Below are 23,733 nucleotides of genomic sequence, written 5' to 3' on the forward strand. Positions count from 1 at the left end.
CATGAACGACTCCCACCAGCTGCTCACGACGATCCTGTTCCTCTCGGTGGTCGGCCTGACCGTCGGGATCACCTTCTGGGCCAGTCGCCAGAACTCGGGCTCGGACGACTTCTACGCGGGCGGTCGCTCGTTCTCCGCACTGCAGAACGGCCTCGCGATCGGCGGCGACTACATGTCGGCGGCGTCGTTCCTCGGGATCTCCGGCGCCATCGCGCTGTCGGGGTACGACGGGTTCCTCTACTCGATCGGCTTCCTGGTCGCCTGGCTCGTGGCCCTGCTGCTCGTGGCGGAGATGCTGCGCAACTCTGGCCGCTACACGATGGCCGACCAGCTCGCCTTCCGGATGCGGCAGACGCCCGTGCGGATGGCGGCGGCGACCTCGACGGTCGTGGTCTCGATCTTCTACCTGCTCGCGCAGATGGTCGGCGCCGGCACGCTCGTCGCCCTGCTGCTGGGCGTGGACAGCCACGCGATCAAGAACCTCACCATCCTCGGCGTGGGCCTGCTGATGATCTTCTACGTGACCGTCGGCGGCATGAAGGGCACGACCTGGGTGCAGATCGTGAAGGCCGTCCTGCTGATGGCGGGCTCGGCGCTGATCGTCGTCCTGGTGCTCGCCCACTTCAACTTCAACATCTCGGACCTGCTGGGCACCGCAGCCTCGAACACGGGCAAGGGTCAGGCCTTCCTCGAGCCGGGTCTGAAGTACGGCCTCACCACGACCAGCAAGCTCGACTTCGTGTCCCTGGCGATCGCCCTGGTCCTCGGCACCGCGGCCCTGCCGCACATCCTGATCCGCTTCTACACGGTCCCCACCTCGCGGGACGCCCGCAAGTCCGTGCTGTGGGCGATCGGGCTGATCGGCGTGTTCTACCTCTTCACCCTGGTCCTCGGCTTCGGCGCCGCCGCCATGCTGAAGGGCGACGAGGCCGCCGACGTGGCCACGAGCAAGGGCAACCTCGCGTCGCCGCTGCTCGCCCAGGAGGTCGGCGGAGGCGCCGGCTCCACCGGCGGTGCGGTGCTGCTCGCCGTGATCGCCGCCGTGGCGTTCGCGACGATCCTCGCCGTGGTCGCCGGCCTCACCCTCACGTCGTCGGCGTCCGTGGCGCACGACATCTACAACAACGTCGTGAAGAAAGGCGAGGCCACCGAGCAGCAGGAGATCCGGGTCACCCGGATCGCGGCCTTCACCATCGGGCTGATCGCGATCCTGCTCGCCATCCCGGCGCAGAACCTGAACATCGCCTTCCTGGTCGCCCTGGCCTTCGCCGTCGCCGCGTCGGCGAACCTGCCGGCGATCGTCTACAACATGTTCTGGCGGCGCTTCAACACCCGGGGGGCCGTCTGGAGCATCTACGGCGGCCTCGCGTCGTCGCTGCTGCTGGTGCTCTTCTCACCGGTGATGTCCGGCAAGGGCGTCGTCGACGGGGTGAACCAGAGCCTGCTGCCGGCCAGCATCGACATCTCCTGGTTCCCCCTCGAGAACCCCGGCATCGTGTCGATCCCGCTGGGCTTCCTGTTCGGGTTCCTGGGCACCATCAGTGCCCGCGAGACCACCGCCGAGGAGGAGTACACCGAGCTCGAGGTCCGCGCCCTCACCGGCGCCGGCGCCGAGCAGGCGGTCATCCACTGACCGCCACCCCGCGGCGAGACACCCCGACCGGCAGGCGGGTTGCCCGACCGGGCAACCCGCCTGCAACCTCGGCCGGGCACCCTTGCAGCCAGCCCGCACTGCGGGCCTAGGGTGGCGGACGTCACCCCAGGACCTGCCGAGTTCAGGAGAGATCGATCGTGAGCGAAGAGACCCTGTCGAACCTGATGCACGAGGAGCGTCGGTTCGAGCCGCCGGCCGCCATCGCGGAGGGCGCGAACCTGAAGGCCGAGGCGTACGAGCGTGCAGCGGCGGACCGTGAGGCGTTCTGGGCCGAGCAGGCCGGGCGACTGGACTGGGCCACGACCTGGGACCAGGTGCTGGACTGGTCGGACCCGCCGTTCGCGAAGTGGTTCGTGGGCGGGACGCTGAACGCGTCGTACAACTGCGTGGACCGCCACGTCGAGGCCGGGCGGGGCGACAAGGTCGCGCTGCACTGGGTCGGGGAGCCGGTCGACGACACGCGCGACATCACCTACGCCCAGCTCAAGGACGAGGTGTCCCGGGCGGCGAACGCGCTGACCGAGCTCGGCGTCCAGACCGGTGACCGGGTCGCGATCTACCTGCCGATGATCCCCGAGGCGGTCGTCGCGATGCTCGCGTGCGCCCGGATCGGCGCCCCGCACACGGTGGTGTTCGGCGGGTTCTCCGCCGACGCGCTCGCCTCGCGGCTGGTGGACTGCCAGGCGAAGGTGATCATCACCTCCGACGGCGGCTACCGCCGCGGGTCGGCCTCGGCGCTCAAGCCCGCGGTCGACGAGGCGCGCGCCAAGACCGCGGAGCAGGGCCACACCGTGGAGAAGGTCCTCGTGGTGCGCCGCACCGGCCAGGACGTCGACTGGGAGGACGGCGTCGACGTGTGGTGGCACGACGCGGTCGACGGCGCGTCGGCCGAGCACACCCCGGAGGCGTTCGACGCCGAGCACCCGCTCTACGTCATGTACACCTCGGGCACGACCGGGAAGCCGAAGGGCATCCTGCACACCACGGGCGGCTACCTGACCGGGGCGTCGTACACGCACTGGGCGGTCTTCGACCTCAAGCCCGAGACCGACGTCTACTGGTGCAGCGCGGACATCGGCTGGGTCACCGGCCACTCCTACATGGTCTACGGGCCGCTCGCCAACGGCGCCACGCAGGTGATGTACGAGGGCACCCCGGACTCCCCCGAGCGGGGCCGCTGGTGGCAGATCATCCAGGACTACAAGGTCTCGATCTTCTACACCGCCCCGACCGCGATCCGCTCGTTCATGAAGCAGGGCCGCGAGATCCCCGACCGCTACGACATGTCCTCCCTGCGGATCCTCGGGTCGGTCGGGGAGCCGATCAACCCCGAGGCCTACGTCTGGTACCGCCACGTCATCGGCGGCGACCGCACCCCGGTCGTCGACACCTGGTGGCAGACCGAGACCGGCTCGATCATGATCAGCCCGCTGCCCGGGGTCACCCACGGCAAGCCCGGTTCGGCGATGACCGCGATCCCCGGCGTCGCGGCCGAGGTCGTCAACGAGGAGGGCAAGCCCGTCCCCAACGGCTCGGGCGGCTACCTGGTCCTCACCGAGCCGTGGCCGGCGATGCTGCGCACCATCTGGGGCGACGACCAGCGGTTCAAGGACACCTACTGGTCGCGGTTCAGGCAGCAGGGCTACTACTTCGCCGGCGACGGCGCGAAGAAGGACGAGGACGGCGACATCTGGGTGCTGGGCCGCGTCGACGACGTCATGAACGTCTCCGGCCACCGGCTCTCGACCACCGAGATCGAGTCCGCCCTGGTCTCCCACCCCAAGGTCGCCGAGGCCGCGGTCGTCGGCGCCAAGGACGAGGACACCGGCCAGGCCGTCTGTGCCTTCGTCATCCTCCGCGACGAGGCCGGCGACGGCGGGGACGACATCGTGGCCGAGCTGCGCAAGCACGTCCGCAAGGAGATCGGACCGATCGCCACCCCCCGGCAGATCATGATCGTCCCCGAGCTCCCCAAGACCCGCTCCGGCAAGATCATGCGCCGCCTCCTGCGCGACGTCGCCGAGCACCGCGAGGTCGGCGACGTCACCACCCTCGCCGACTCCACCGTCATGGACCTCATCAAGGACAAGGAGGGCGCCGGCAAGGGCGAGGACTGACGCCGGCGCCCGGCACGGCGTTCGCTAGGCTGGGCCGCGGTGCGCCGGGAAGTCTGGTCGGCAGTCGCTCGCCCACCTCCTGAGGAGCACCGATGACCAGCCCCGTGTCCCGCCCACCGGACCGGCAGCGCCTCTTCCAGCGGGGATCTTTCCCCGAGTCCTCGCGCGTCGCCGAGATCCTGCGCGCCGAGACGACGGGGGGCTTGCTGCTCATCGCCGCCGCGACGGTCGCGCTGGTCTGGGCGAACACCCGGTGGTCGGCGTCCTACTACGACCTCGGGGACGTCGCCGTCGGGCCCGAGGCCCTGCACCTGCACCTCACCCTGTCGACCTGGGCGGCCGACGGGCTGCTGGCGATCTTCTTCTTCGTGGCCGGGCTCGAGCTCAAGCGCGAGTTCGTCGCCGGCGACCTCCGCAACCCGCGCCGGGCGTCCCTGCCCGTCGTGGCCGCCGTCGGCGGCATGGTGGCGCCCGCCCTGATCTACGTCGCCTGCAACCTCGGCCCGAACGGCGAGCCCGGCGGCTGGGCCATCCCCACCGCCACCGACATCGCCTTCGCGGTGGCGATCCTGGCCGTCATCAGCACCCACCTGCCGTCCGGGCTACGGACGTTCCTCCTGACCCTGGCGGTGGTCGACGACCTGCTCGCGATCACGGTCATCGCCCTCTTCTACACCGACGAGCTGCATCCCGCCTGGTTGCTGGCGGCCGCGGTCCCGGTCGTCGCCTTCGCCGTCCTCGTCCAGATGCGCGTCTGGAGCGCCTGGCTGCTGGTCCCGCTGGCCTTCATCGCCTGGACATGTGTGCACGCCTCCGGGGTCCACGCCACCGTCGCCGGCGTCGTCCTCGGCTTCACGGTGCCGGTGCTGCGCTCGGACGGCAAGGAGGGCCGCGGGCTGGCCGAGCACCTCGAGCACGTCGTACGCCCGATCTCGGCGGGGATCGCGGTACCCGTCTTCGCCTTCTTCGCCGCCGGCGTGACGATCGGCGGGTGGGACGGCCTGGTCGAGTCCCTCCGGGACCCGGTCTCGCTCGGCGTCGTCGCCGGCCTCGTCGTCGGCAAGACCGTCGGGGTGTCGGGGTCGACCTGGCTGCTGGCCCGTTTCACCCGGGCCGAGCTCGATGACGAGCTGAGCTGGGTCGACGTCATCGGCATGTCCATGCTCGCCGGCATCGGCTTCACCGTCTCGCTCCTGATCGGCGAGCTCGCCTTCGGCGACGGCTCGGCCGACGACGACCACGTCAAGGTCGCTGTCCTGGCCGGCTCCGTGGTCGCGGCGCTGCTCGCCACGGCCGTGCTCCGCTTCCGCAACCGGGTCTACCGGCGGCTGTGCGAGCTGGAGGAGCGGGACGCCGACGACGACGGCGTTCCTGACGTCTTCGAGGGGGACCGGCTCACGGATCCGTGAGCCGGCCCGGGAGCAGCTCCCCGAGGACCGCCGAGACGGTGACGACGCCGATCAGCGGAGCAGTCGAGCCGGTGCCCTCGGTGATGACCACCAGCGGGCTCCTCTCGGCCGCCATCACGGCGGCGAGCTCGACGACGGAGTCGTCCGGACCGGCCACGGGCAGCCTCGACCGGTCCTTGGGCAGCAGCTCCTGGACCGTCGTCCCCTCGAGCGCATCGCACATGTGGTCGATGAAGTCCTGATCCACCACGCCGGCCAGGTTCGGGTCGTCGCGCAGGTACCCCGGGATCAGCAGCTGCAGCACCTGGACGGCGGCGAGCACGGCGACCGGATGGTCCCGGTCGTCGACGACGATCAGGCCCGGTCTGCCTTCCTCGGTCAGGATCCGCGCCGCGCTCACGGCGTGGTCCCGCAGTCCGACCCTCGGGTAGGGCTCGACGAGCTCCCGCGCTCTCACACCGAGCACGCTACCCGCGGTGCGGCTCGGCCAGGACGGGATAGGGTCGGTGCCAGGTGTGCCGGGAAGCCTGGTCGGCGTCGTCCAGCCGACCCCAGGAGGCGCCGTGGCCATCGCAGCACTCGTCGTCTTCCTTGCTGCCTACGTCCTGCTGGCGACCGAGAAGGTGCACCGCACGAAGGTGGCGCTCGGCGGAGCGGCGGTCATGCTGCTGATCCGCGTGACAGATGCCGACCACGCGTTCTTCTCCACCACGACCGGAGTCGAGTGGAACGTCATCTTCCTGCTCCTCGGCATGATGATCATCGTCTCGGTCCTGCGACGTACCGGTGTCTTCGAGTTCGTCGCCATCTGGGCGGCCAAGCGCACCCGCGGACGGCCGTACCCGCTCATGGTCATGCTGTGCGTGCTCACGGCATGCGCCTCGGCACTGCTCGACAACGTGACCACCGTCCTGCTGGTCGCGCCCGTGACGTTCCTCGTCTGCGAGCGTCTCGGGCTCCGGCCCGCGCCGTACCTCATGGCCGAGGTGTTCGCGTCCAACATCGGCGGGACGGCGACCCTCGTCGGCGATCCCCCCAACATCATCATCGCCGCGCGCGCCGGTCTCACGTTCAACGACTTCCTGGTCCACCTCCTCCCGATCGTCGTGGTCCTGATGGTGGTCTTCTGCGTGCTGTGCCGATGGCTCTTCCGCGCCGAGTTCCACTACGACGCCGAGCGGGCGGCGTCGGTCGCGAGGCTCCAGGAGCGCGAAGCGATCACCGACCCCCTGCTCCTCGTGAAGTCGCTGGCCGTGCTCGGCGCGGTCATCGTCGCGTTCGTCCTGCACCCGGTGCTGCACTACGAGCCGTCGGTCGTCGCACTGCTCGGCGCCGGCCTGCTCATCGCGATCACCGACGTCGACACCAACGACGCGCTCCGGGACGTTGAGTGGTCGACCCTCGCCTTCTTCGCCGGGCTCTTCATCATGGTCGGCGGCCTCGTCGAGAGCGGCGTCATCGACACGGCGGCCGAGTACCTGGCAGACGCGACCGACGGTCGCCTCGGCCTGGCGACCTACGTCCTGCTCATCGGCTCGGCGGTCCTCTCCGCGATCGTGGACAACATCCCCTACGTGGCGACGATGACCCCGATCGTGGCCACGCTCGCCGCCGGACACGGGGACCGCGGCACCGTGCTGTGGTGGGCGCTGGCGCTCGGCGCCGACCTCGGCGGCAACGCGACCGCGATCGGAGCGTCGGCGAACGTGGTCGCACTCGGGCTGGCCGAGCGCGAGGGACACCCGATCGGGTTCTGGGAGTTCACCCGGTACGGACTCGTCGTCGCGACCACCACGATCCTGGTGTGCATGCCCTACCTGTGGCTGCGGTACCTGTGAGGTGGCCGGTCGGTAAGGTCGGTCCAGCAGCAACACTCCGAGGCGAAGGAAGACCATGGCGCACCAGGTGAACGAGCAGGACCCGACGATCGGACGGCTGGTCCACGACGCCTCGCGCGACATCTCCACGCTGGTGCAGAAGGAGATCCAGCTCGCGAAGTCCGAGCTGAAGGTCAGCTTCCGCGCCGGCGGCACCGGGATCGGGCTGTTCGCCGCCGCGGCGTTCGTGCTCGTGCTCGCGATCATCATGCTCTCGGTCGCGTTCGCCTACTTCATCAACTGGAACGGCGACGGCCTGGCCCTGCAGTGGGCCTTCCTCATCGTGTTCGTGGTCTACGTGCTCGTCGCCGCGCTGCTCGGGTACGTCGGCGTGCGCAAGGTCAAGCAGGTCCGCGCTCCCGAGCGGGCGATCGAGCAGGGTCGCGAGATCCCGAACGCGCTCAAGGGCAAGGCGTAGCGGGGACGCGTCAGCGGACCCGCTGATGGTGGTCGAGCGAGCCGCGCGACCGAGGCACGAGGTCGCGACCGGCGTGTCGAGACCCGGTGAGGTGCCCGCCTACCGCTATCCGGCACACCCGCCCGTCGAGACCTGGGTCGAGCTGCTCCGGCCGGCGTCCGCCGCGCTCGCGACCTGGGAGGCCGTCAGCGCGTAGCCGGTGTCGTGGTCGGTGACCGACGCGGCGAACACGACCCCGGCGACCTTGCCGTCACCCGTGACGATCGGGCCACCCGAGTTGCCGGGCAGGATCTGACCGCGCAGGGAGTAGACCTCGCGGATCACCGCGCCGTCGCCGTAGATGTTCGGGGAGCGGAGGCGCTGCTCGGCCCGGACCCGGGCCGGCTCGACGCGGTACGGCCCGTCCTGCGGGTAGCCGAGCACCGCCACTCCTCGCTGCGCCTTCACGCCCTCGTCGAACTCGAGGACCGGGAGGTCGCTGCTGTCGAAGGCGAGCACGGCGACGTCGACGTCCGGGTTGTAGTAGACGACCTCGGCCTCGACCGTGTCGTCGCCGACGACGACCTCGGGGTCGTCGATGCCCGCGACCACGTGGGCGTTCGTCATCAGCCGGTTGTCGGCGTACACGAACCCGGAGCCCTCGACGCCCCGACCGCACTCGTTGGTGCCGCGCACCTTCACGACCCCGGCCTCCGCGCGCTGCACGTCGGGGTCCTCGAGGAGCCGCTGGGGACCCGGGCCGACGTCGACGATCCGCTCCGGCGCGAACGGCTCGAGGTAGCGCGGGAAGAAGCTGGTGCCGACCACGTCGTTGAACGCCTGGAGGGCGCTGCCGGCCGACGCGGGCAGGGCGTCGTCGACCTCGGAGAGCACCGCCGAGCTGCGCACCAGCGGGGTGATGCCGCCGATCCGGGAGCCCGAGATGGCCACCCCCAGGGCCCACGCCACCAGCAGCACGGCCACCGCGCTGAGCGCGGCGCCGCCCACGGCGTCGACCGCCCGCGCCGGCTGCCAGGTGATCCGGTCGCGCAGGCGGGTGCCCGCGAACTGGAGGACCGCCTGGCCCAGCGAGGCCGAGAGGATCACGATGAACAGCGCGCCGAGCGAGACCATGAGCGAGGGGTTGGCGTCACCGAGGGCGATCGGCGCCAGCCAGACCCCGAACAGCCCGCCGAGCAGCAGCCCGCCGGTCGCGAACGCGCCCGCGATGAACCCCTGCCAGTAGCCGGACAGGGCGTAGGCGAGCACGAGGACGACGAGGAGCCAGTCGAGCAGGTTCACGCCTCACCCTCCTGGTCGCCGGTGTCGTCGGGGTCGTCCTCGAGGTCGAGCAGCCGCGACCGTCGGGGGTCAGCCTGCAGCATGTACTCCGGGAGCTCGCGGACCTGGGACTCGTCCCACGGGCGCGTCCACCCGAGGAAGTCGAACAGCCGGGCGATGATCCCGCCGGTGAACCCCCACAGGATGACGTCCTTGTCGGGGCCGATCAGGAAGCCGGGGCTGACGTAGTCGACCCGCGGGTGGCGCACCATCACCCGGTGGGCCGGGTCGAGCAGCTCGTCGATCGGCACGTGGTGGATCGCGTGCACCTCGGCCGGGCTCACGATGCTGACCCCGCTCGGCTCGCGCCACCAGCCCAGCACGGGCGTCACCGCGAAGTTGCTCGGCGGCAGCCACAGCTCGGGCAGCCGGCCGAACACCTCGACCTCGGCCGGGTCCAGTCCGACCTCCTCGCGCGCCTCGCGCAGCGCGGCCTCGACGACGCTCTCCCCCGGGTCGACCGACCCGCCGGGGAACGACACCTGGCCGGGATGGGAGCGCATGTCGTGGGCGCGCTCGGTGAGCAGCAGCTCCCCGCCGTACGCGCCCTCGCCGAAGAGCATCAGCACGGCGCCCGGCCGCGCGTCCCCGCCCGGCGGCGGGGTGAACCGGGTGAGGTCGTCGGCCGAGATGCTCGCGGCGCCGGCGCGCACCGGCTCCAGCCAGTCGGGGATCACAGGTCGGTCCCCAGGTGCTCGTCGGCCAGCTGCGCGAGCTCCTCGGCGGAGTCGACGCCGCCGGGGACGACCGTGGCGGTGCCGTCGGCGGCCACGAACACGAACGCCGGCACGAGCATCCGGGCCGGGAACGGCGCCTGCGCGTCGAGCGCGCCCTGGGTGTCTGCCACCTGCGGGTAGGTGACCCCGGACCGCGCGGCGAGCTCGATCGCCGGCCCGGTCTGGGTGTCCTGGTAGTCGATGCCGATCACCGGTACCTCGTCACCGTGGGCGCGGTAGAAGTCGGCGATCGCCGGCAGCTCCTTGCGGCACGGACCGCACCACTCGCCCCACACGTTGAGGATCAGGGGGCCGCGCAGCGTCGACAGGTCGACGTCCTCGCCGCCGCCGAGGCAGGGCAGCGTGACCGCGGGCAGCCCGCCGTCGACGGGGTCGCCGGTGCCGGGCACGCACGGCTCGATGCCCGCGTCGGCCTTCATCTGGCGCAGCTGCGGGGTGTCGACGTCGATCTTCGCCGGGCCTGGAGCCGGGACGTCGCTGCCGGTGCAGCCGCTGAGCAGCGAGAGGCCGAGGACGGTCGCTGCGGCGGCGACCAGCAGTGGTCTGGTCAAGCCCGGCCCTCGGTCTTCACCAGCTTCGCCGCCGCCACCGGATCGGTCGGGCCCTCGCCGTACGACGGGCACCAGCGCGCCACGGGGCAGGCGCCGCACGCGGGGTTGCGGGAGTGGCAGACGCGGCGCCCGTGCCAGATCAGGTGGTGGCTCAGCATCGTCCAGTCGCGCTTGGGGAACAGCGCCCCGACAGCGTGCTCGACCTTGACCGGGTCCGTCTCGGCGGTCCAGCCGAAGCGGCGCGCGAGCCGGCCGAAGTGCGTGTCGACGGTGATGCCGGGGATGCCGAAGGCGTTGCCGAGCACGACGTTCGCGGTCTTGCGACCGACGCCGGGCAGCTCGACCAGGTCGGTCAGGCGGGGCGGCACCTGGCCACCGTGCCGCTCGACGAGTGCCGCGCTCAGCTTGAGCAGCGACTCGGTCTTGGCGCGGAAGAACCCGAGCGGGCCGATGATGCCCTCGAGCGTGGCCCGGTCGGCCGCGGCCATCGCCTTCGCGTCGGGATAGGCGGCGAACAGGGTCGGCCGGACGGCGTTGACGCGCTTGTCGGTGGTCTGCGCGGACAGGACGGTGACGACGAGCAGCTGGAAGGGGTCGTCGAAGTCGAGCTCGGTCGTCGCGTCGGGGTAGGTCTGGGCCAGCACCCGGTCGATCTTCCGGGCACGACGCACCAGCGCGGTGCTGGTCTCGGCGACGACGGGGGCGGACACGCGCCCCAGCGTACGGCGGCGCGCGGACACCTCCGATTCCAGGACGGATGGCGACCCGCGCGGCCGGCTGGTTCCTGTGATCATTTCCACTGGATAGGATTCGGCCGGTAGCCCGTGATCGCGGGTCATCGCGAGGAGGATCCGTGGACAACGACGTACTTCGCCAGGCGCCGCTCTTCAGCGCGCTCGACGACGAGGCTGCCACCGCGTTGCGCGCGTCGATGGCCGAGACCAAGCTGCGCCGCAGCGAGGTGCTGTTCCACGAGGGCGACTCCGGCGACAAGCTCTACATCGTCCTCGAGGGCAAGGTGAAGCTCGGCCGCACCTCGTCCGACGGCCGCGAGAACCTGCTCGCGATCCTCGGGCCGGGCCAGATGTTCGGCGAGCTCTCGCTCTTCGACCCGGGCCCGCGCTCGGCGACGGTGACCGCCGTGACCGACGCGACCTTCGCCTCGCTCTCCCACGAGGACCTGCTGCGCTGGCTCGAGGGCCGCCCCGTCGTGGCCCGCGGCCTGCTGGCCCAGCTGGCCGGCCGGTTGCGCAAGGCCAACGACGTCGTCGCGGACCTGGTGTTCTCCGACGTGCCGGGCCGCGTGGCCAAGGCGCTGCTCGACCTCGCCGACCGCTTCGGGCGCACCGCCGACGACGGCGTGCACGTCCACCACGACCTCACCCAGGAGGAGCTCGCCCAGCTGGTCGGCGCCTCCCGCGAGACCGTGAACAAGGCCCTCGCCGACTTCGCCTCCCGCGGCTGGCTGCGCCTCGAGCCCCGCTCGGTCGTGATCATGGACGTCGACCGCCTGGCCCGCCGCGCCCGCTGATCGTCGAGTCGAGGGTTGTGACCCGTCGAGTTGAGGGTTGTGACCCGTCGAGTTGAGGGTTGTGACCCGTCGAGTTGAGGGTTGTGACCCGTCGAGTTGAGGGTTGTGACCCGTCGAGTTGAGGGTTGTGACCCGAGGGTTGTGACCCGTCGAGTTGAGGGTTGTGACCCGTCGAGTTGAGGGTTGTGACCCGTCGAGTTGAGGGTTGTGACCCGTCGAGTTGAGGGTTGTGACCCGTCGAGTTGAGGGTTGTGACCAGTTGAGGGTTGCGGTCACCACCGCCGGTTGGAGTACGCCGGGACCAGCGCCGCACGGACCCGGGCGAGCCAGCAGCTGAGCCGGTCGTCGGAGAAGTCACCGTTGCGGACCACGATCACGCTCCACCCGTGGTCGCGGAGCCACCTCCGGCGCACCCGGTCACGGTCCCGCTGCTCGGCGGTCTTCTCGTGGGCTTCCACCCCGTCGTACTCGACACACACCCGCAGGCGCGGGTAGGCGAAGTCGAGCCGGTACGTCGGCACGCCGTCGATCACGATCCAGAACTGCGGCTCTGGAAGGGGCAGGCCGGCGTCGGCGATCGCGAGGAGCACCCAGGCCTCGCGCTGCGACTCCACACGAGGGTCGAGCAGGCCGGCGAGCTCCCGCAGCTGGATGACCCCCCGACGCCTCCGGTACCGCCCGAGCTGGCGGACCACGTCCTGCTGGGTGAAGCCGTCGAGTCGCGCGAGCGCCGTCATGGCAGCGAAGCCCTCCCGTCGACGCAGGCAGCAGCCGAGGTCCAAGGCCGTGCGCAACGCGGTGGTCACCCGGACGCCGCCCAGCACGGTCACGTCTGTCGGCTGCAGGTCCCGACTGCGTCCGTCGACGCCGGCGCGGGTGGTCCGCGGACGCCACCGCAGCGCGCAGGTCTCGACCGACGGCACCCCGTCGTGCTCGGCATAGAGGTGGACGTCGACTCCGTGCAGCCACGCCGCCGTGCGGTCGATGACCACCTGGTCCGGTCGCACCACGGTGGCAACCGCCCGGGCACGAAGGTCGAGGGTGTCCGCCACGTGGGCTGAGACGAAGATCCCCCGGAGGATCGGCCTGACGTCGCCGCGGTGCAGGGCTCGGCGCAGATCTTTCGTCGACCTGCCGAGGGCAGGGAGGTGACTGCGACTGAAGGGCTCATCCGGCCAGGTCTGCTGTTCGTCCACCCGCCGACCATCCGACCGGATCGGGTGCGGGCGTGCCGCTGAGCGAGCGAGCTGTGGACGATCAACCGGCGCCAGCACGCTGTGGATGCCAACCGGCTCCGCCGGACGGTCACAACCCTCAACTCAACGGGTCACAACCCTCGACTCGACGGGTCACAACTCTTAACTCAACGGGTCACAACCCTCGACTCAACGGGAGGCGAGGTAGAGCAGCTGGGCGCGGACGGAGAGCTCGGCGGCGCCCCAGAGGGACTCGTCCACGTCGGCGTACACGACCTCGACGACCCTGCGGGGCAGGGTCTCGTCCTCGGCGAGGTCGGGCGACAGGGGGACGCCGAGCTCCACCAGCGCGCGCTCGACCTGGGCCAGCCGCTCGCGCCGGTGGGCGAGGTAGTAGTCGAGGACACCGAGGGCGTTGTCGAGCACCGGGCCGTGCGCCGGCCAGAGCGTGCGGACCTCGCCGGAGGCGGCCAGCGCGCGCATCCGCGCGATCGAGTCGAAGTACGGCGCCAGCTGACCGTCGGGGTGGGCGACGACGGTCGTGCCGCGACCGAGCACCATGTCGCCGGTGAGCATCGCGCCGTCGCCCGGCAGCACCAGCGAGACCGAGTCGGCCGTGTGCCCCGGGGTGGTGAGCACCCGGACCGTCAGGCCGTCGACCTCGATCTCCTCACCGTCGACCAGCGGGTCGGCGTCCACGCACAGCGACGGCTCCAGCGCCCGGACCGCGCAGCCCTTGCGGTGCGCGAGCTCGGCGGCGACCTCGGCGTGGTCGAAGTGGTGGTGCGTCAGCAGGACCAGCGCGACGTCGCCGAGCTCGCTCGTCAGCCGCTCGAGGTGACCGTCCTCGGCCGGTCCCGGGTCGACGACGACCAGGCCCGACGCACCCGGCTCCTGGAGGACCCAGGTGTTCGTCCCGTCGAGGGTCATGATCCCGGGGTTGGGCGCGAGCAGGCAGCGGCCGCGCTCGCCGAAGGCACCGCCGGCCCACCCGCTCACGCGCGCCGCCGCTCGGCCACCAGCGACCGCAGCCGGTCGGGCATCGACAGCGTCCAGCCGTCCCCCAGCGGCTCGACCGTGGGGCAGAACATCTCCGGCGACCGCGAGGCGGCGACGGCGAGCACCTCCTCCGGCGAGGACAGCGCGCCCACCTCCATCGAGGTGAGGTACGTCGGCGGCATCAGCGCGAGCTCGCCGGCATCGGCCTGCTCGGCGGCGACGCGGGCCGGCAACCAGGTCACCGAGGACGACTCCGTCGACACGTCGCGCGTCACCTGCCCCTCGGGCAGCAGGGCCACGAAGAACCAGGTCCGGTAGCGCTTGGGCTCGAACACCGGGGTCAGCCACGCGTCCCACACGCCGAGCAGGTCGGTGCGCAGCACCAGCCCGCGCCGGGTGAGGAACTCGGTCATCGACAGGTCACGCGACTCCAGGGCGACCCGGTCGGCCTCCCAGTCCGCGCCGGTGGTGTCGGCGACGACCGAGGTCGTCGACGTGCCCGCGAGGAGCACGCCGGACTCCTCGAACGTCTCGCGCACGGCGGCGCCGACGAGCGCCCGCGCGGTCTCCTCGTCGCAGCGGAGCCGCTCGGCCCACTCCGCCGGCGACGGGCCGGCCCAGCCGACGGCGACGTCGAAGTCCCGGGGGTCGACCCCGCCCCCGGGGTAGACGCACATGCCGCCGGCGAAGTCCATCGTCACGTGCCGGCGCAGGTAGTAGACCTCGGGCCCCTCGGCCGAGGGGCGCATGAGGATCACCGTGGCCGCGTTGCGCGGCTCTGCCGGCTCCTGCCGACCGTCCTCGAACTCGCGCGCGAGCTCGACCAGGCCCTCCGGCAGCGGGACCGGCGGGAGCGGGATCCTCACCGCGCGGACCTCACGGGGCGACCCGGACGACGATCTCCACCTCCACCGGGGCGTCCAGGGGCAGCACCGGGACGCCGACCGCCGAGCGGGCGTGCACGCCGGCGTCGCCGAAGACCTGGCCGAAGAGCTCCGACGCACCGTTCGCGACGCCGGGCTGCCCGGTGAAGTCGGGGGTCGAGGCCACGAAGGCCACGACCTTGACGACCTGGGCGACGCGGTCGAGGTCGCCGACCATCGACTTCACGGCGGCGATCGCGTTGAGCGCGCACTGCTGGGCGCAGGCGACGGCCTCGTCGACGCTCACCTCGCCACCGACCTTGCCGGTGACCATCAGCTCGCCGTTCTTCATCGGCAGCTGGCCGGAGGTGAAGACGTGGTCGCCGGAGACGACCGCCGGGACGTACGCCGCCACCGGCTTGGCCACCTCGGGGACCGCGAGCCCGAGCTCGGCGAGCCGGTCCTCGACCCGGCTCACTGGACGGGCCGCTTGAAGTAGCCGACGAGGTTCTCGGGGTTCATCCCGGGAGCCACCTGCACCAGCTCCCACCCGTCGGCCCCGAAGTTGTCGAGGATCTGCTTGGCCGCGTGCGTCAGGATCGGCGCGGTCAGGTACTCCCACTTGGTCATGCCCGGCACCCTACTCGGACGCCTCCGGCCGGATGAAGGCGCAGAACTCGTTGCCCTCCGGGTCCGCCAGGACCGTCCACTTGATGTCGTCGTCGGGCTCGCGCAGCACGGTGGCGCCGTGCTCGACGAGGAGGCGCACGTCGTCGGTGTCGACGTCCCAGTGGATCCGGTTCTTCACGGTCTTGGGCTCGGACACCTGCTGGAACACCAGGTACTCGAACGGGGCACCCGGGATCGCCTCGACGGCGTCACCGTCCTCGTGGAGCCGCCCGCCGATCGCCTCGGCCCACCACGCCGCCACGCGCTGCGGGTCCTGGGCGTCCACGACGATCTCGTAGAGCCGCTCCTCCGGGACCTGCTCGCGCTCGAAGACGCACAGCTCGCCGCCCTCGGGGTCGCGCAGCACCTTCCACCGGAACGAGGTGACGTCCTCCGGCGTGGCGCCCAGTGCCAGCGCGTCGTCCGCGGCCGCGGCGTGCACGTCGAGGTGCACGCGCTGCTTCACGGTGACCGGCTCGGGCACCTGGTTCATCCAGATCCGGTGGTGCGGCGTCGGGCCGGTCAGGTAGACGTACCCGTCCGACCGGTCGTGCAGCTCCCTCCCGAGCAGGTCGGCCCAGAACGGGCCGAGCAGGTGGGGGTCGACGGCGTCGATGCAGAGGTCCTTCCAGGAAGCGATCACCCGCACATGCTGTCTGGTGCGGCCGCGTTCGCCAACCCGAATTGACCTCAACCTGACTTGAACTCCTACCGTCTCCTCGTGACCGTCACCGCCCCGATCCCGCCGCGCACCCGGCTGCTCTCGCCGGCGTACGCCGCGACGACGATCGGCATGTTCGCGCTCTGCGCCTCCGTGGCGTTCGAGGCGACCGCGGTCACCACGGTCATGCCCACGGTCGCGGACCGGCTCGACGGGGTCGGCCTCTACGCGCTCTCCTTCGCCGCCCCGCTGGCGAGCGGGGTGGTCGGCATGGTGGCGTCGGGCGCGTGGAGCGACCGGCGCGGCCCGGTCGCTCCGCTCACGGTGGCCCTGGCGCTCTTCGCCTTCGGCCTCGTCGTCTGCGGCACCGCTCCGTCGATGGAGGTCCTGGTGGCGGGGCGGGTCCTCCAGGGCCTCGGCGGCGGCGCCCTCACCGTCGGCCTGTACGTCGTCGTCGGGCTGGTCTTCCCGGCCACCCTCCAGCCCGCGGTGTTCGCGAGCTTCGCCGCGGCCTGGGTGCTGCCCTCCCTGTTCGGCCCCGCCCTCGCGGCGTACGTCGCCCACGCGCTCGGCTGGCGGTGGGTGTTCCTCGGCGCGGTGGTCCTCGTGGTCGCCGCGGCGGCCCTGGTCGCGCCCGCGCTGCGCCACCTGGCCCCACCGACCGGCGGCGCACCCGCGCCCCGCGGGCGGATGGCCTGGGCCGTCGTCGCGGCGGCCGCCGTGCTGGCCCTCGGCTCGGTGCCGCTCGCTGTGGTGGTCGTGCTGCTGGCCCTCAGCCGCCTGGTCCCGGCCGGCACCCTGACCGGCCGGCGCGGCCTGCCCGCCGTGATCGGCACCCGTGGGCTGATGAGCGCGGCGTTCTTCTGCTCCGAGGCCTACATCGTCTTCGTCCTCCAGGAGCGCTGGGGCCTCTCGCCGGGCACGGCCGGCCTCGCGCTCACCGCGGTCGGCGTCACGTGGGCGACCGCCAGCCAGGTGCAGTCCCGCCTCGGCGAGCGGGTCTCGGACGTGGCCGCCATGCGCTGGGGCAGCGCGCTGCTCCTGCTCGGCACCGCCGGCTTCGCGCTGGCGGTGTGGTCCCACCCGGTCTGGCCGCTGGTGATGGCGTCGTACGTCGTCAGCGGCGCCGGCATGGGCTTCGGCTACCCCCGTACCAGCGTGGCGATGCTCGCGGCGTCCGACGACGCCGACCGCGGCTTCAACTCCTCGGCGCTCTCGATCGCCGACTCGCTCGGGGCGGCGCTCGCCCTGGCGGTCGCGGGCGTCGTCTTCGCCGCCGCCGAGCGCGCGGACGCCGACCCGTTCGTCGCGGTCACCGTGCTCGCGACCGTCGTGGCGGCGCTCGGCCTCCTGGTCGCGGCGCGCACGGAGCGCCCCGGCGGCTACCGCACCACGTCGTAGGTCGTGTGCACCGCCCACTCGGCGGGGTGCACCGAGCGGATCCGCAGGTCGACGTCCTGGTCGAACCCCTCGAAGAGCCGCTTGCCGGCGCCCAGGACCACCGGGGCGGTCGAGATCACCAGCTCGTCGACGACGCCGGCGCGCAGACCCTGACGGATCAGGTCGGCACCGCCGCTGAGCGCGACGTCCTTGCCTCCGGCCACCTCACGAGCGCAGGCGAGGGCGTGGTCGAAGCCCTCCACGAAGTGGAAGCCGGTGGCCGGGTCGGGCTGGTCGTCGAGCCGGTGGGTCAGCACCACGAGCGTGCCGGGGAACGGGTTCGTGCCGCCCCAGGCGCCGGCCGCGTCGTACATCCCGCGGCCGACGACGCCGCCGCCGATCCGCTCGACCAGCGGGTCGTAGAACGCCCGGTCGGCCTCGCTCATCGCGAACGAGTGCTCCCCCTCGTAGGTCCACGGGCCGCCCATCACCCAGTAGTGCAGCCGCTCACCGCCCCGGCCCAGGCCCTGCCCGGGACCGTCGCCGGGCCCGGTGACGTACCCGTCCACGGACGTGGTGATCGTGGCGATGACCCTGCCAGTGACGACCCTGCTCATGGCGTCCTCCTCGAGACGTGCCGACCGGTGTCAGCAGCTAGGACCGGTACGGCGGCCGCGACTCATCGGCCGCCGGACAGCCCGGCCAGCCACTCGTCGAACGTCACCCGGCCGCGCGGACCGGCACCGGTCGGCGTCAGCGCCCCCGAGCGCATCGCCCTGCCGGCCCGACCCGGCACCCGCACCGGCACCACCCGGCGCCCGAGGTCCCGCGCGCGGGACACCCGACGGGCGAGGTCGACCACCTGGTGCACCTCGGGGCCGGCGAGGTCCGGCGCCCGGCCGACCGGGCCGGCCTCGGCGCGGGCGACCAGCGCCTGGGCCACCTCGCGGGCGGCGACCGGCTGGCTGAGCATCCGCGGGACCAGGGAGAACCGGCCGACGGTCGCGAAGTGCAGCACCTGGAGGGCGAACTCGTGGAACTGGGTGGCGCGCAGCACCGACCACGGCACCGGCGGCTGCCGGGTCCCCTGCTCGGCGAGCAGCCGTTCCTGGAGCCGCTTCCCCGCGTAGTAGCCGGTGTCCACGTCGTCGATCCCGACGATGGAGAGCGCGACGTGGTGGCCGACGCCGGCCTCCGACCCGGCCGCGAGCAGGGCCCGGGTGACGGATCCGAAGAACGCCTCGGCCTCGCTCCGCTTCTGGGTCCCGCGGTTGGTGACGTCGACGACGGCGTCCACCCCGGTCAGGCGGTCCGCCAGGCCGGCGCCGGTCGTCAGGTCGACGCCCTCGGAGCGAGCCAGCACGACCACCTCGTGGCCGCGCTCGCGGGCCGCCTCGACGACGAGCCGACCGACCAGCCCGGTGCCTCCGGCGACGGCGGTCCGCATCAGCGTGTGAGGGCCGGCTCGGTCTTCTCGCGGACCTCGTCCTCGGTGACGCCGGGGGCGAGCTCGACCAGCCTCAGGCCGCCGCCCTCGGATGCGGGGATGACGTCGAGGACGCAGAGGTCGGTGATGATCCGCTGCACGACCCCGCGGCCGGTGTAGGGCAGCGAGCACTCCTCGACCACCTTGTAGGAGCCGTCGCGGGCGACGTGCTCCATCAGCACGATCACCTTCTTCGCGCCGTGGACCAGGTCCATCGCGCCGCCCATGCCCTTGACCATCTTCCCCGGGATCATCCAGTTCGCGATGTCACCGGTCTTCGAGACCTGCATCGCGCCCAGGATCGCGGCGTCGATCTTGCCGCCGCGGATCATCCCGAAGGACGTCGCGGAGTCGAAGAACGACGCACCGCGGCGCAGCGTGACGGTCTCCTTGCCGGCGTTGATCAGGTCCGGGTCCTCCTCGCCGTCGACCGGGTAGGCACCCACGCCGAGGATCCCGTTCTCCGACTGCAGCACCAGCTCCACGTCGTCGCCGACGTAGTTCGGCACCAGTGTCGGCAGCCCGATCCCGAGGTTCACGTACGACCCGTCGTGCAGCTCCGCGGCGGCCCGGGCCGCCATCTCCTCACGCGACCACGCCATCTCAGGCACCTTCCTTCGGACGCACGGTCCGCTTCTCGATCCGCTTGTCCGCCGCCTGCTCGGGGGTCAGCGGCACCACCCGCTGCACGAACACCCCCGGCGTGTGCACCTCGTTGGGGTCCAGCTCGCCCGGCTCGACCAGCTCCTCGACCTCCGCGACCGTCAGCCGCCCGCACATCGCCGCGAGCGGGTTGAAGTTGCGCGCCGAGTCCCGGTAGACGAGGTTGCCGTGCCGGTCGCCCTTCCAGGCCCGCACCAGCCCGAAGTCGGCCACGATCGCGTGCTCGAGCACGAACTCCTTCTCGACCATCCCCCCGTCGGGCCCCGGGGTCGAGAAGACCTGCGTCTGCTTCGGCGGGGAGGAGACCACCACGTTGCCGGCGTCGTCGTAGCGCCACGGCAGCCCGCCGTCGGCGACCTGGGTGCCGACCCCGGTCGCGGTGAAGAACGCCGGGATCCCGCTGCCCCCGGCCCGCATCCGCTCGGCCAGCGTGCCCTGCGGGGTCAGCTCGACCTCCAGCTCACCGGAGAGGTACTGCCGCGCGAACTCCTTGTTCTCCCCCACGTAGGAGGAGATCATCCGCCGGATCCGCTTCTGCCCCAGCAGCAGGCCCAGGCCCCAGTCGTCGACGCCGCAGTTGTTCGACACCGCCTCCAGGTCCGTCGTGCCCGCCTCCAGCAGCGCCGCGATCAGCACCGACGGGATGCCGCACAGCCCGAATCCGCCCACCGACAGCGTCGCGCCGTCGGGGATGTCCGCGACCGCCTCGGCGGCCGAGCTCACCACCTTGTCCATGCCTCGATCCAAGACCGCCCGGCGGGAACCGGTCAACGCCCGACCACCCAGCAGACGCAGATCACTCACCAGGCGGACGCTGGTCTGCGGTAGCGTCCACTGGATGGACACCCCGGGCGACGTCGTCGGGCGGGTCGGGGCCGTCCTCCGCGCGGTCTCCGCCCGCGAGCCCGGCGGCGCGACGACCTCCGACGTGGCCCGGGGAGCCGGGCTCGCCCGGCCCACCGCCCACCGCCTGCTGAGCTCCCTGCTCCGGGAGGGGCTGATCGACCGGACCGCCGACGGCCGCTGGCTGCTCGGCCCGGAGCTCTACCTCCTCGGCACCGCCGCCACGAGCCGGTACGACGTCACCGAGCTCGCCCAGCCGTTCGTCCGCCAGCTCTCGCTGGCGACCGGCGAGAGCGCGTTCTTCTCCGCCCGGCGCGGCGACGAGACGGTCTGCCTGGTCCGCGAGGACGGCAGCTTCCCGATCCGCTCGCACGTCCTGCACGAGGGCATCCGGTTCCCGCTCGGGGTCGCGTCGGCTGGGATGGCCGTCCTCGCCTACCTCACCGACGCCGAGGTCGACGCCTACCTCGCCCGCACCGACCTCGTCCCGGCCTACGGCGAGCGGCACGCCGCCGAGGCGGTGCGCGCCCGCGTCGCGCAGACCCGGGCCGACGGGTTCGCGCTCAACCCCGGACTGCTCGTGGAGGGCAGCTGGGGCATGGGGGCGGCGGTCTTCGACGCCGACGAGCGGCCGCAGTGGGCGCTGAGCCTGACCGGGATCGAGCAGCGGTTCACCGCCCCCCGCCGCCGTGACCTCGGCCCGCTGCTCCTGCGCACCGCCCACGAGCTGACGACGTCACTACGGCGGCGATGACCGGCCCCATACGCTGTCGTCATGACGGAGCCCGCTGACTGGTCGCGCCTGCGGCTGCACATCGTCACCGGCAAGGGCGGCACGGGGAAGTCGACCGTCGCCGCCGCCCTCGCGCTCGGGCTCGCCTCCCAGGGCCAGCAGGTGCTGCTCTGCGAGGTCGAGGGACGGCAGGGCATCGCCCGGATGTTCGACGTCGACCCCCTGCCGTACGCCGAGCGCCGGATCGCCACCGGCCTGCGCCACGACGGTCTCCGGCCGGGTGCCGTGCACGCGCTGCACATCGACCCCGAGTCGGCGCTGCTGGAGTACCTCTCGATGTACTACAAGCTCGGCCGCGCCGGCCGGGCGCTGGACCGCTTCGGCGTCATCGAGTTCGCGACCACGATCGCGCCCGGCGTACGCGACGTCCTGCTGACCGGCAAGGTCTTCGAGGCGGTGCAGCGCAACAGCCGCAACAAGAACGCGACCCGGTACGACGCCGTCGTGCTCGACGCGCCGCCGACCGGGCGGATCGCGCAGTTCCTCAACGTCAACGACGAGCTCGCCGGGCTCGCGAAGGTCGGCCCCATCCGCAGCCAGGCCGACACCGTGATGACGCTGTTCCGGTCGCCACGCACGGCCGTGCACCTGGTGACGGTGCTGGAGGAGATGCCGGTGCAGGAGACCGCGGACGGCATCGCCGAGCTGCGGAGCGCCCGGCTCCCGGTCGGAGCCGTCATCGTCAACCAGGTCCGCCCGCGCGACGTCTCCCCCGCCGACCTGGACGCCGCCCGCGAGGACCGGCTCGACGACGCCCGGATCGCCGCCGACCTCCGCAGCGCCGGCATCGACCCGGGGGCGGGCCTGGTCGAGGGGCTGGTCTCCGAGGCCCGCGACCACGCCGAGCGCCGGGCCCTCGAGGACGACCAGCGCGCCGTCGTCGCCGAGCTCGGCCGGCCGACCTACGAGCTGCCGCGGCTCGCCGGCGGCGTCGACCTGGGCGGGCTCTACGAGCTGGCCGCCATCCTCAAGAAGGAAGGTCTTGCGTGAACACCCCCATGAGCACCTCCACCTTCCGCACGACCTCCCGGCCCCGCGTCGGCCCGCTGGCGACCAGCCCCGGTCCGGCGCCGTCGCTGGACGTCGACGCGCTGATCGACGACCGCAGCACCGGCATCATCGTGTGCTGCGGCTCCGGCGGGGTGGGGAAGACGACCACGTCCGCCGCCCTGGCGCTGCGCGCCGCCGAGCGGGGCCGCAAGGTCGTCGTGCTCACCATCGACCCGGCCCGGCGGCTGGCCCAGTCGATGGGCATCGAGCGTCTCGACAACACCCCCCGGCCGGTGACCGGGCTGCGCACCAACGTCAAGGGCAGCCGGCGGGGCGGCAGCCTCGACGCGATGATGCTCGACATGAAGCGCACCTTCGACGAGGTGGTCGAGAGCCAGGCGGCCCCGGGGAAGGCCCGCCAGATCCTGGACAACCCGTTCTACATCGCGCTCTCGAGCTCCTTCGCCGGCACCCAGGAGTACATGGCGATGGAGAAGCTCGGCCAGATCCACGCCGACGCGCAGGCGCAGGGGACCTACGACCTGATCGTCGTCGACACCCCGCCCTCGCGCTCGGCGCTGGACTTCCTCGACGCGCCCGAGCGGCTGTCGAGCTTCCTCGACGGCCGGTTCATCCGGCTGCTGCTGACGCCCGCCCGTGGTCCGGCCCGGATGATGACCGCCGGCCTGGGACTGGTCACCAGCGCGCTCAACAAGATCCTGGGCACCCAGGTGCTGCGGGACATGCAGACCTTCGTGTCCGCCTTCGACACCCTCTTCGGCGGGTTCCGGCAGCGCGCCCAGAAGACCTTCGAGCTGCTCCAGGCCGACAAGACGGCGTTCCTCGTCGTCGCGGCGCCGGAGCCGGACGCGCTGCGCGAGGCGGCGTACTTCGTCGAGCGGCTCGGCGAGGACGACATGCCGCTCGCGGGGCTGATCGTGAACCGGGCCAGCCCGGTGCCCGCCGGCACCCTCTCGGCGGACGAGGCGATGGCCGCGTCCGTCCGCCTGCGGACCGCGGACCCCACCTCGCTGACCGCGGGGCTGCTGCGGCTGCACGCCGACCAGACGCGCGTCGTCGAGCGGGAGGCGCTGCTGCGCTCCCGGTTCGCCGCGGCGCACCCGCAGGTGCCCACCGCGGTGGTCCCAGCGCTGCCCGGCGACGTGCACGACCTCGCCGGCCTGCGCCGGATCGGTGAGCTGCTGGCCCAGGGCTGACGTCGGTCCGCTGACGCGTCCCTGCTAGACCGGGACGGTCTTGGCGGTCTGGTCGCGGGCGGCCTCGAGGACCGCGCGCCAGGAGGCGTTCGGGCGGCGACGCAGGAGCGCACGACGCTCGCGCTCGGTCATGCCGCCCCAGACCCCCCACTCGATCTGGTTGTCGAGGGCTTCGGCGAGGCACTCGGTGCGTACCGGGCACCCGGCGCACAGCTGCTTGGCCTTGTTCTGCTCCGCCCCGCGCACGAACAGCTGGTCCGGATGCGCTTCGCGGCACGCGGCCGCAGGCGCCCAATCATCAACCCACATGAGATGTCCCCACATCCGTCCGAGATAGGCGGCGTCCCCATGACGCCTAC

At 72.2% G+C, this 23,733-nt stretch carries 26 protein-coding genes; 10 read left to right on the forward strand and 16 right to left on the reverse strand.

The genetic code is table 11. The features are described 5' to 3' along the window. Position 1 precedes the first annotated feature (1 nt). The 3 genes from ACILQ5_RS03690 to nhaA all read left to right on the forward strand — a co-directional run bounded on the left by ACILQ5_RS03690 (position 2) and on the right by nhaA (position 5,180). The gene (locus ACILQ5_RS03690) at positions 2–1,633 is read left to right on the forward strand and encodes a cation acetate symporter (RefSeq protein ID WP_395656616.1); all 1,632 of its coding nucleotides are present in this window, start codon (positions 2–4) and stop codon (positions 1,631–1,633) included. A gap of 158 nt (positions 1,634–1,791) precedes the next feature. Continuing rightward, positions 1,792–3,771, forward strand: coding sequence for an acetate--CoA ligase (gene acs, locus ACILQ5_RS03695; protein ID WP_395656617.1), 1,980 nt, complete (start codon positions 1,792–1,794; stop codon positions 3,769–3,771). A gap of 92 nt (positions 3,772–3,863) precedes the next feature. Then, positions 3,864–5,180: a Na+/H+ antiporter NhaA gene (nhaA, locus tag ACILQ5_RS03700; RefSeq protein WP_395656618.1), complete on the forward strand. Its 1,317-nt coding sequence runs from the start codon at positions 3,864–3,866 to the stop codon at positions 5,178–5,180. Here the strand turns inward: nhaA and ACILQ5_RS03705 are convergent. Next, complete coding sequence (locus tag ACILQ5_RS03705; protein ID WP_395656619.1) at positions 5,167–5,637, reverse strand: CBS domain-containing protein; 471 nt, start codon at positions 5,635–5,637, stop codon at positions 5,167–5,169. The two genes, nhaA and ACILQ5_RS03705, sit on opposite strands and share 14 nt — an antisense overlap. Before the next feature lie 106 nt (positions 5,638–5,743). On the opposite strand from ACILQ5_RS03705, the gene ACILQ5_RS03710 reads away from it, so the two are divergent. Together ACILQ5_RS03710 and ACILQ5_RS03715 are read left to right on the forward strand one after the other, a co-directional pair. Continuing rightward, positions 5,744–7,018 (forward strand): ArsB/NhaD family transporter, encoded by a 1,275-nt coding sequence (locus ACILQ5_RS03710; protein WP_395656620.1) that lies wholly within the window; start codon positions 5,744–5,746, stop codon positions 7,016–7,018. 55 nt (positions 7,019–7,073) lie between these two features. Next, complete coding sequence (locus ACILQ5_RS03715; RefSeq protein WP_395656621.1) at positions 7,074–7,475, forward strand: phage holin family protein; 402 nt, start codon at positions 7,074–7,076, stop codon at positions 7,473–7,475. A gap of 105 nt (positions 7,476–7,580) precedes the next feature. Here the strand turns inward: ACILQ5_RS03715 and ACILQ5_RS03720 are convergent, their stop codons facing one another. The 4 genes from ACILQ5_RS03720 to nth are packed head-to-tail and all read right to left on the reverse strand — an operon-like array spanning position 7,581 to position 10,793. Further along, positions 7,581–8,756 (reverse strand): MarP family serine protease, encoded by a 1,176-nt coding sequence (locus tag ACILQ5_RS03720; RefSeq protein WP_395656622.1) that lies wholly within the window; start codon positions 8,754–8,756, stop codon positions 7,581–7,583. After that, the gene (locus ACILQ5_RS03725) at positions 8,753–9,472 is read right to left on the reverse strand and encodes an NUDIX hydrolase (protein ID WP_395656623.1); all 720 of its coding nucleotides are present in this window, start codon (positions 9,470–9,472) and stop codon (positions 8,753–8,755) included. The genes ACILQ5_RS03720 and ACILQ5_RS03725 overlap by 4 nt, the downstream gene beginning before the upstream one ends. After that, entirely contained in the window at positions 9,469–10,083 is a 615-nt protein-coding gene (locus ACILQ5_RS03730) for a TlpA family protein disulfide reductase (protein ID WP_395656624.1), read from the reverse strand. Before ACILQ5_RS03730 ends, ACILQ5_RS03725 begins: the two co-directional genes overlap by 4 nt. Continuing rightward, positions 10,080–10,793 (reverse strand): endonuclease III, encoded by a 714-nt coding sequence (nth, locus tag ACILQ5_RS03735; protein WP_395656625.1) that lies wholly within the window; start codon positions 10,791–10,793, stop codon positions 10,080–10,082. Before nth ends, ACILQ5_RS03730 begins: the two co-directional genes overlap by 4 nt. 143 nt (positions 10,794–10,936) lie before the next feature. On the opposite strand from nth, the gene ACILQ5_RS03740 reads away from it, so the two are divergent. Further along, positions 10,937–11,614, forward strand: coding sequence for a Crp/Fnr family transcriptional regulator (locus tag ACILQ5_RS03740; protein ID WP_395656626.1), 678 nt, complete (start codon positions 10,937–10,939; stop codon positions 11,612–11,614). Positions 11,615–11,886: 272 nt separating this feature from the next. On the opposite strand, the gene ACILQ5_RS03745 is transcribed toward ACILQ5_RS03740, so the two are convergent. From ACILQ5_RS03745 to ACILQ5_RS03770, 6 genes are all read right to left on the reverse strand, one after another. Next, positions 11,887–12,624, reverse strand: a complete 738-nt coding sequence (locus ACILQ5_RS03745) for a DUF559 domain-containing protein (protein ID WP_395656627.1) — start codon at positions 12,622–12,624, stop codon at positions 11,887–11,889. A gap of 375 nt (positions 12,625–12,999) precedes the next feature. After that, positions 13,000–13,809: an MBL fold metallo-hydrolase gene (locus ACILQ5_RS03750; protein WP_395656628.1), complete on the reverse strand. Its 810-nt coding sequence runs from the start codon at positions 13,807–13,809 to the stop codon at positions 13,000–13,002. Beyond that, the gene (locus tag ACILQ5_RS03755) at positions 13,806–14,675 is read right to left on the reverse strand and encodes an NUDIX hydrolase (protein ID WP_395656629.1); all 870 of its coding nucleotides are present in this window, start codon (positions 14,673–14,675) and stop codon (positions 13,806–13,808) included. Before ACILQ5_RS03755 ends, ACILQ5_RS03750 begins: the two co-directional genes overlap by 4 nt. A gap of 10 nt (positions 14,676–14,685) precedes the next feature. Then, positions 14,686–15,150 (reverse strand): RidA family protein, encoded by a 465-nt coding sequence (locus ACILQ5_RS03760; protein WP_395656630.1) that lies wholly within the window; start codon positions 15,148–15,150, stop codon positions 14,686–14,688. After that, the gene (locus ACILQ5_RS03765; protein WP_341926544.1) at positions 15,147–15,302 is read right to left on the reverse strand and encodes a DUF4177 domain-containing protein; all 156 of its coding nucleotides are present in this window, start codon (positions 15,300–15,302) and stop codon (positions 15,147–15,149) included. Before ACILQ5_RS03765 ends, ACILQ5_RS03760 begins: the two co-directional genes overlap by 4 nt. Before the next feature lie 10 nt (positions 15,303–15,312). Beyond that, positions 15,313–15,984 carry a VOC family protein gene (locus tag ACILQ5_RS03770; RefSeq protein WP_395656631.1) on the reverse strand — a complete coding sequence of 224 codons (672 nt, stop codon included), beginning with the start codon at positions 15,982–15,984 and terminating at the stop codon, positions 15,313–15,315. A gap of 78 nt (positions 15,985–16,062) precedes the next feature. Here ACILQ5_RS03770 and ACILQ5_RS03775 point away from each other — a divergent pair, with 78 nt between their 5' ends. Then, positions 16,063–17,403: an MFS transporter gene (locus tag ACILQ5_RS03775; protein WP_395656632.1), complete on the forward strand. Its 1,341-nt coding sequence runs from the start codon at positions 16,063–16,065 to the stop codon at positions 17,401–17,403. On the opposite strand, the gene ACILQ5_RS03780 is transcribed toward ACILQ5_RS03775, so the two are convergent. The 4 genes from ACILQ5_RS03780 to ACILQ5_RS03795 all read right to left on the reverse strand — a co-directional run bounded on the left by ACILQ5_RS03780 (position 17,385) and on the right by ACILQ5_RS03795 (position 20,266). Then, positions 17,385–17,999: a dihydrofolate reductase family protein gene (locus ACILQ5_RS03780; protein WP_395656633.1), complete on the reverse strand. Its 615-nt coding sequence runs from the start codon at positions 17,997–17,999 to the stop codon at positions 17,385–17,387. The genes ACILQ5_RS03775 and ACILQ5_RS03780 overlap by 19 nt on opposite strands. 62 nt (positions 18,000–18,061) lie before the next feature. Further along, complete coding sequence (locus ACILQ5_RS03785) at positions 18,062–18,829, reverse strand: SDR family oxidoreductase (protein ID WP_395656634.1); 768 nt, start codon at positions 18,827–18,829, stop codon at positions 18,062–18,064. Next, positions 18,829–19,470: a 3-oxoacid CoA-transferase subunit B gene (locus ACILQ5_RS03790; RefSeq protein WP_395656635.1), complete on the reverse strand. Its 642-nt coding sequence runs from the start codon at positions 19,468–19,470 to the stop codon at positions 18,829–18,831. Before ACILQ5_RS03790 ends, ACILQ5_RS03785 begins: the two co-directional genes overlap by 1 nt. A gap of 1 nt (position 19,471) precedes the next feature. Continuing rightward, positions 19,472–20,266 carry a CoA transferase subunit A gene (locus ACILQ5_RS03795; protein WP_395656636.1) on the reverse strand — a complete coding sequence of 265 codons (795 nt, stop codon included), beginning with the start codon at positions 20,264–20,266 and terminating at the stop codon, positions 19,472–19,474. Between the two features lie 103 nt (positions 20,267–20,369). Here ACILQ5_RS03795 and ACILQ5_RS03800 point away from each other — a divergent pair, with 103 nt between their 5' ends. From ACILQ5_RS03800 to ACILQ5_RS03810, 3 genes are read left to right on the forward strand one after another with little or no spacing between them, the layout of a single operon-like run. Next, complete coding sequence (locus ACILQ5_RS03800; RefSeq protein WP_395656637.1) at positions 20,370–21,128, forward strand: IclR family transcriptional regulator; 759 nt, start codon at positions 20,370–20,372, stop codon at positions 21,126–21,128. Between the two features lie 21 nt (positions 21,129–21,149). After that, a complete protein-coding gene (locus ACILQ5_RS03805) occupies positions 21,150–22,157 on the forward strand; it encodes an ArsA-related P-loop ATPase (RefSeq protein ID WP_395656638.1) in 1,008 nt (335 codons plus the stop codon). Between the two features lie 8 nt (positions 22,158–22,165). Next, on the forward strand, positions 22,166–23,374 hold the full coding sequence (locus ACILQ5_RS03810; RefSeq protein ID WP_395656639.1) for an ArsA family ATPase: 1,209 nt from the start codon (positions 22,166–22,168) through the stop codon (positions 23,372–23,374). Between the two features lie 24 nt (positions 23,375–23,398). Here ACILQ5_RS03810 and ACILQ5_RS03815 read toward each other — a convergent pair whose 3' ends face one another. After that, positions 23,399–23,683, reverse strand: a complete 285-nt coding sequence (locus ACILQ5_RS03815; RefSeq protein WP_395656640.1) for a WhiB family transcriptional regulator — start codon at positions 23,681–23,683, stop codon at positions 23,399–23,401. Positions 23,684–23,733 lie beyond the last annotated feature (50 nt).

The sequence above is a fragment of the Nocardioides sp. genome (assembly GCF_044226305.1).
In the GTDB taxonomy this organism is placed as follows: Bacteria; Actinomycetota; Actinomycetes; order Propionibacteriales; family Nocardioidaceae; genus Nocardioides.

Excerpts from the sequence above, each read along its gene's own strand:
- ACILQ5_RS03690 (WP_395656616.1), top strand. The coding sequence starts at position 2 with ATGAACGACTCCCACCAGCTGCTCACGACGATCCTGTTCCTCTCGGTG.
- nhaA (WP_395656618.1), top strand. The coding sequence starts at position 3,864 with ATGACCAGCCCCGTGTCCCGCCCACCGGACCGGCAGCGCCTCTTCCAG.
- ACILQ5_RS03715 (WP_395656621.1), top strand. The coding sequence starts at position 7,074 with ATGGCGCACCAGGTGAACGAGCAGGACCCGACGATCGGACGGCTGGTC.
- ACILQ5_RS03765 (WP_341926544.1), bottom strand. The coding sequence starts at position 15,302 with ATGACCAAGTGGGAGTACCTGACCGCGCCGATCCTGACGCACGCGGCC.
- ACILQ5_RS03780 (WP_395656633.1), bottom strand. The coding sequence starts at position 17,999 with ATGAGCAGGGTCGTCACTGGCAGGGTCATCGCCACGATCACCACGTCC.
- ACILQ5_RS03785 (WP_395656634.1), bottom strand. The coding sequence starts at position 18,829 with ATGCGGACCGCCGTCGCCGGAGGCACCGGGCTGGTCGGTCGGCTCGTC.
- ACILQ5_RS03790 (WP_395656635.1), bottom strand. The coding sequence starts at position 19,470 with ATGGCGTGGTCGCGTGAGGAGATGGCGGCCCGGGCCGCCGCGGAGCTG.
- ACILQ5_RS03795 (WP_395656636.1), bottom strand. The coding sequence starts at position 20,266 with ATGGACAAGGTGGTGAGCTCGGCCGCCGAGGCGGTCGCGGACATCCCC.
- ACILQ5_RS03800 (WP_395656637.1), top strand. The coding sequence starts at position 20,370 with ATGGACACCCCGGGCGACGTCGTCGGGCGGGTCGGGGCCGTCCTCCGC.
- ACILQ5_RS03805 (WP_395656638.1), top strand. The coding sequence starts at position 21,150 with ATGACGGAGCCCGCTGACTGGTCGCGCCTGCGGCTGCACATCGTCACC.
- ACILQ5_RS03810 (WP_395656639.1), top strand. The coding sequence starts at position 22,166 with ATGAGCACCTCCACCTTCCGCACGACCTCCCGGCCCCGCGTCGGCCCG.
- ACILQ5_RS03815 (WP_395656640.1), bottom strand. The coding sequence starts at position 23,683 with ATGTGGGTTGATGATTGGGCGCCTGCGGCCGCGTGCCGCGAAGCGCAT.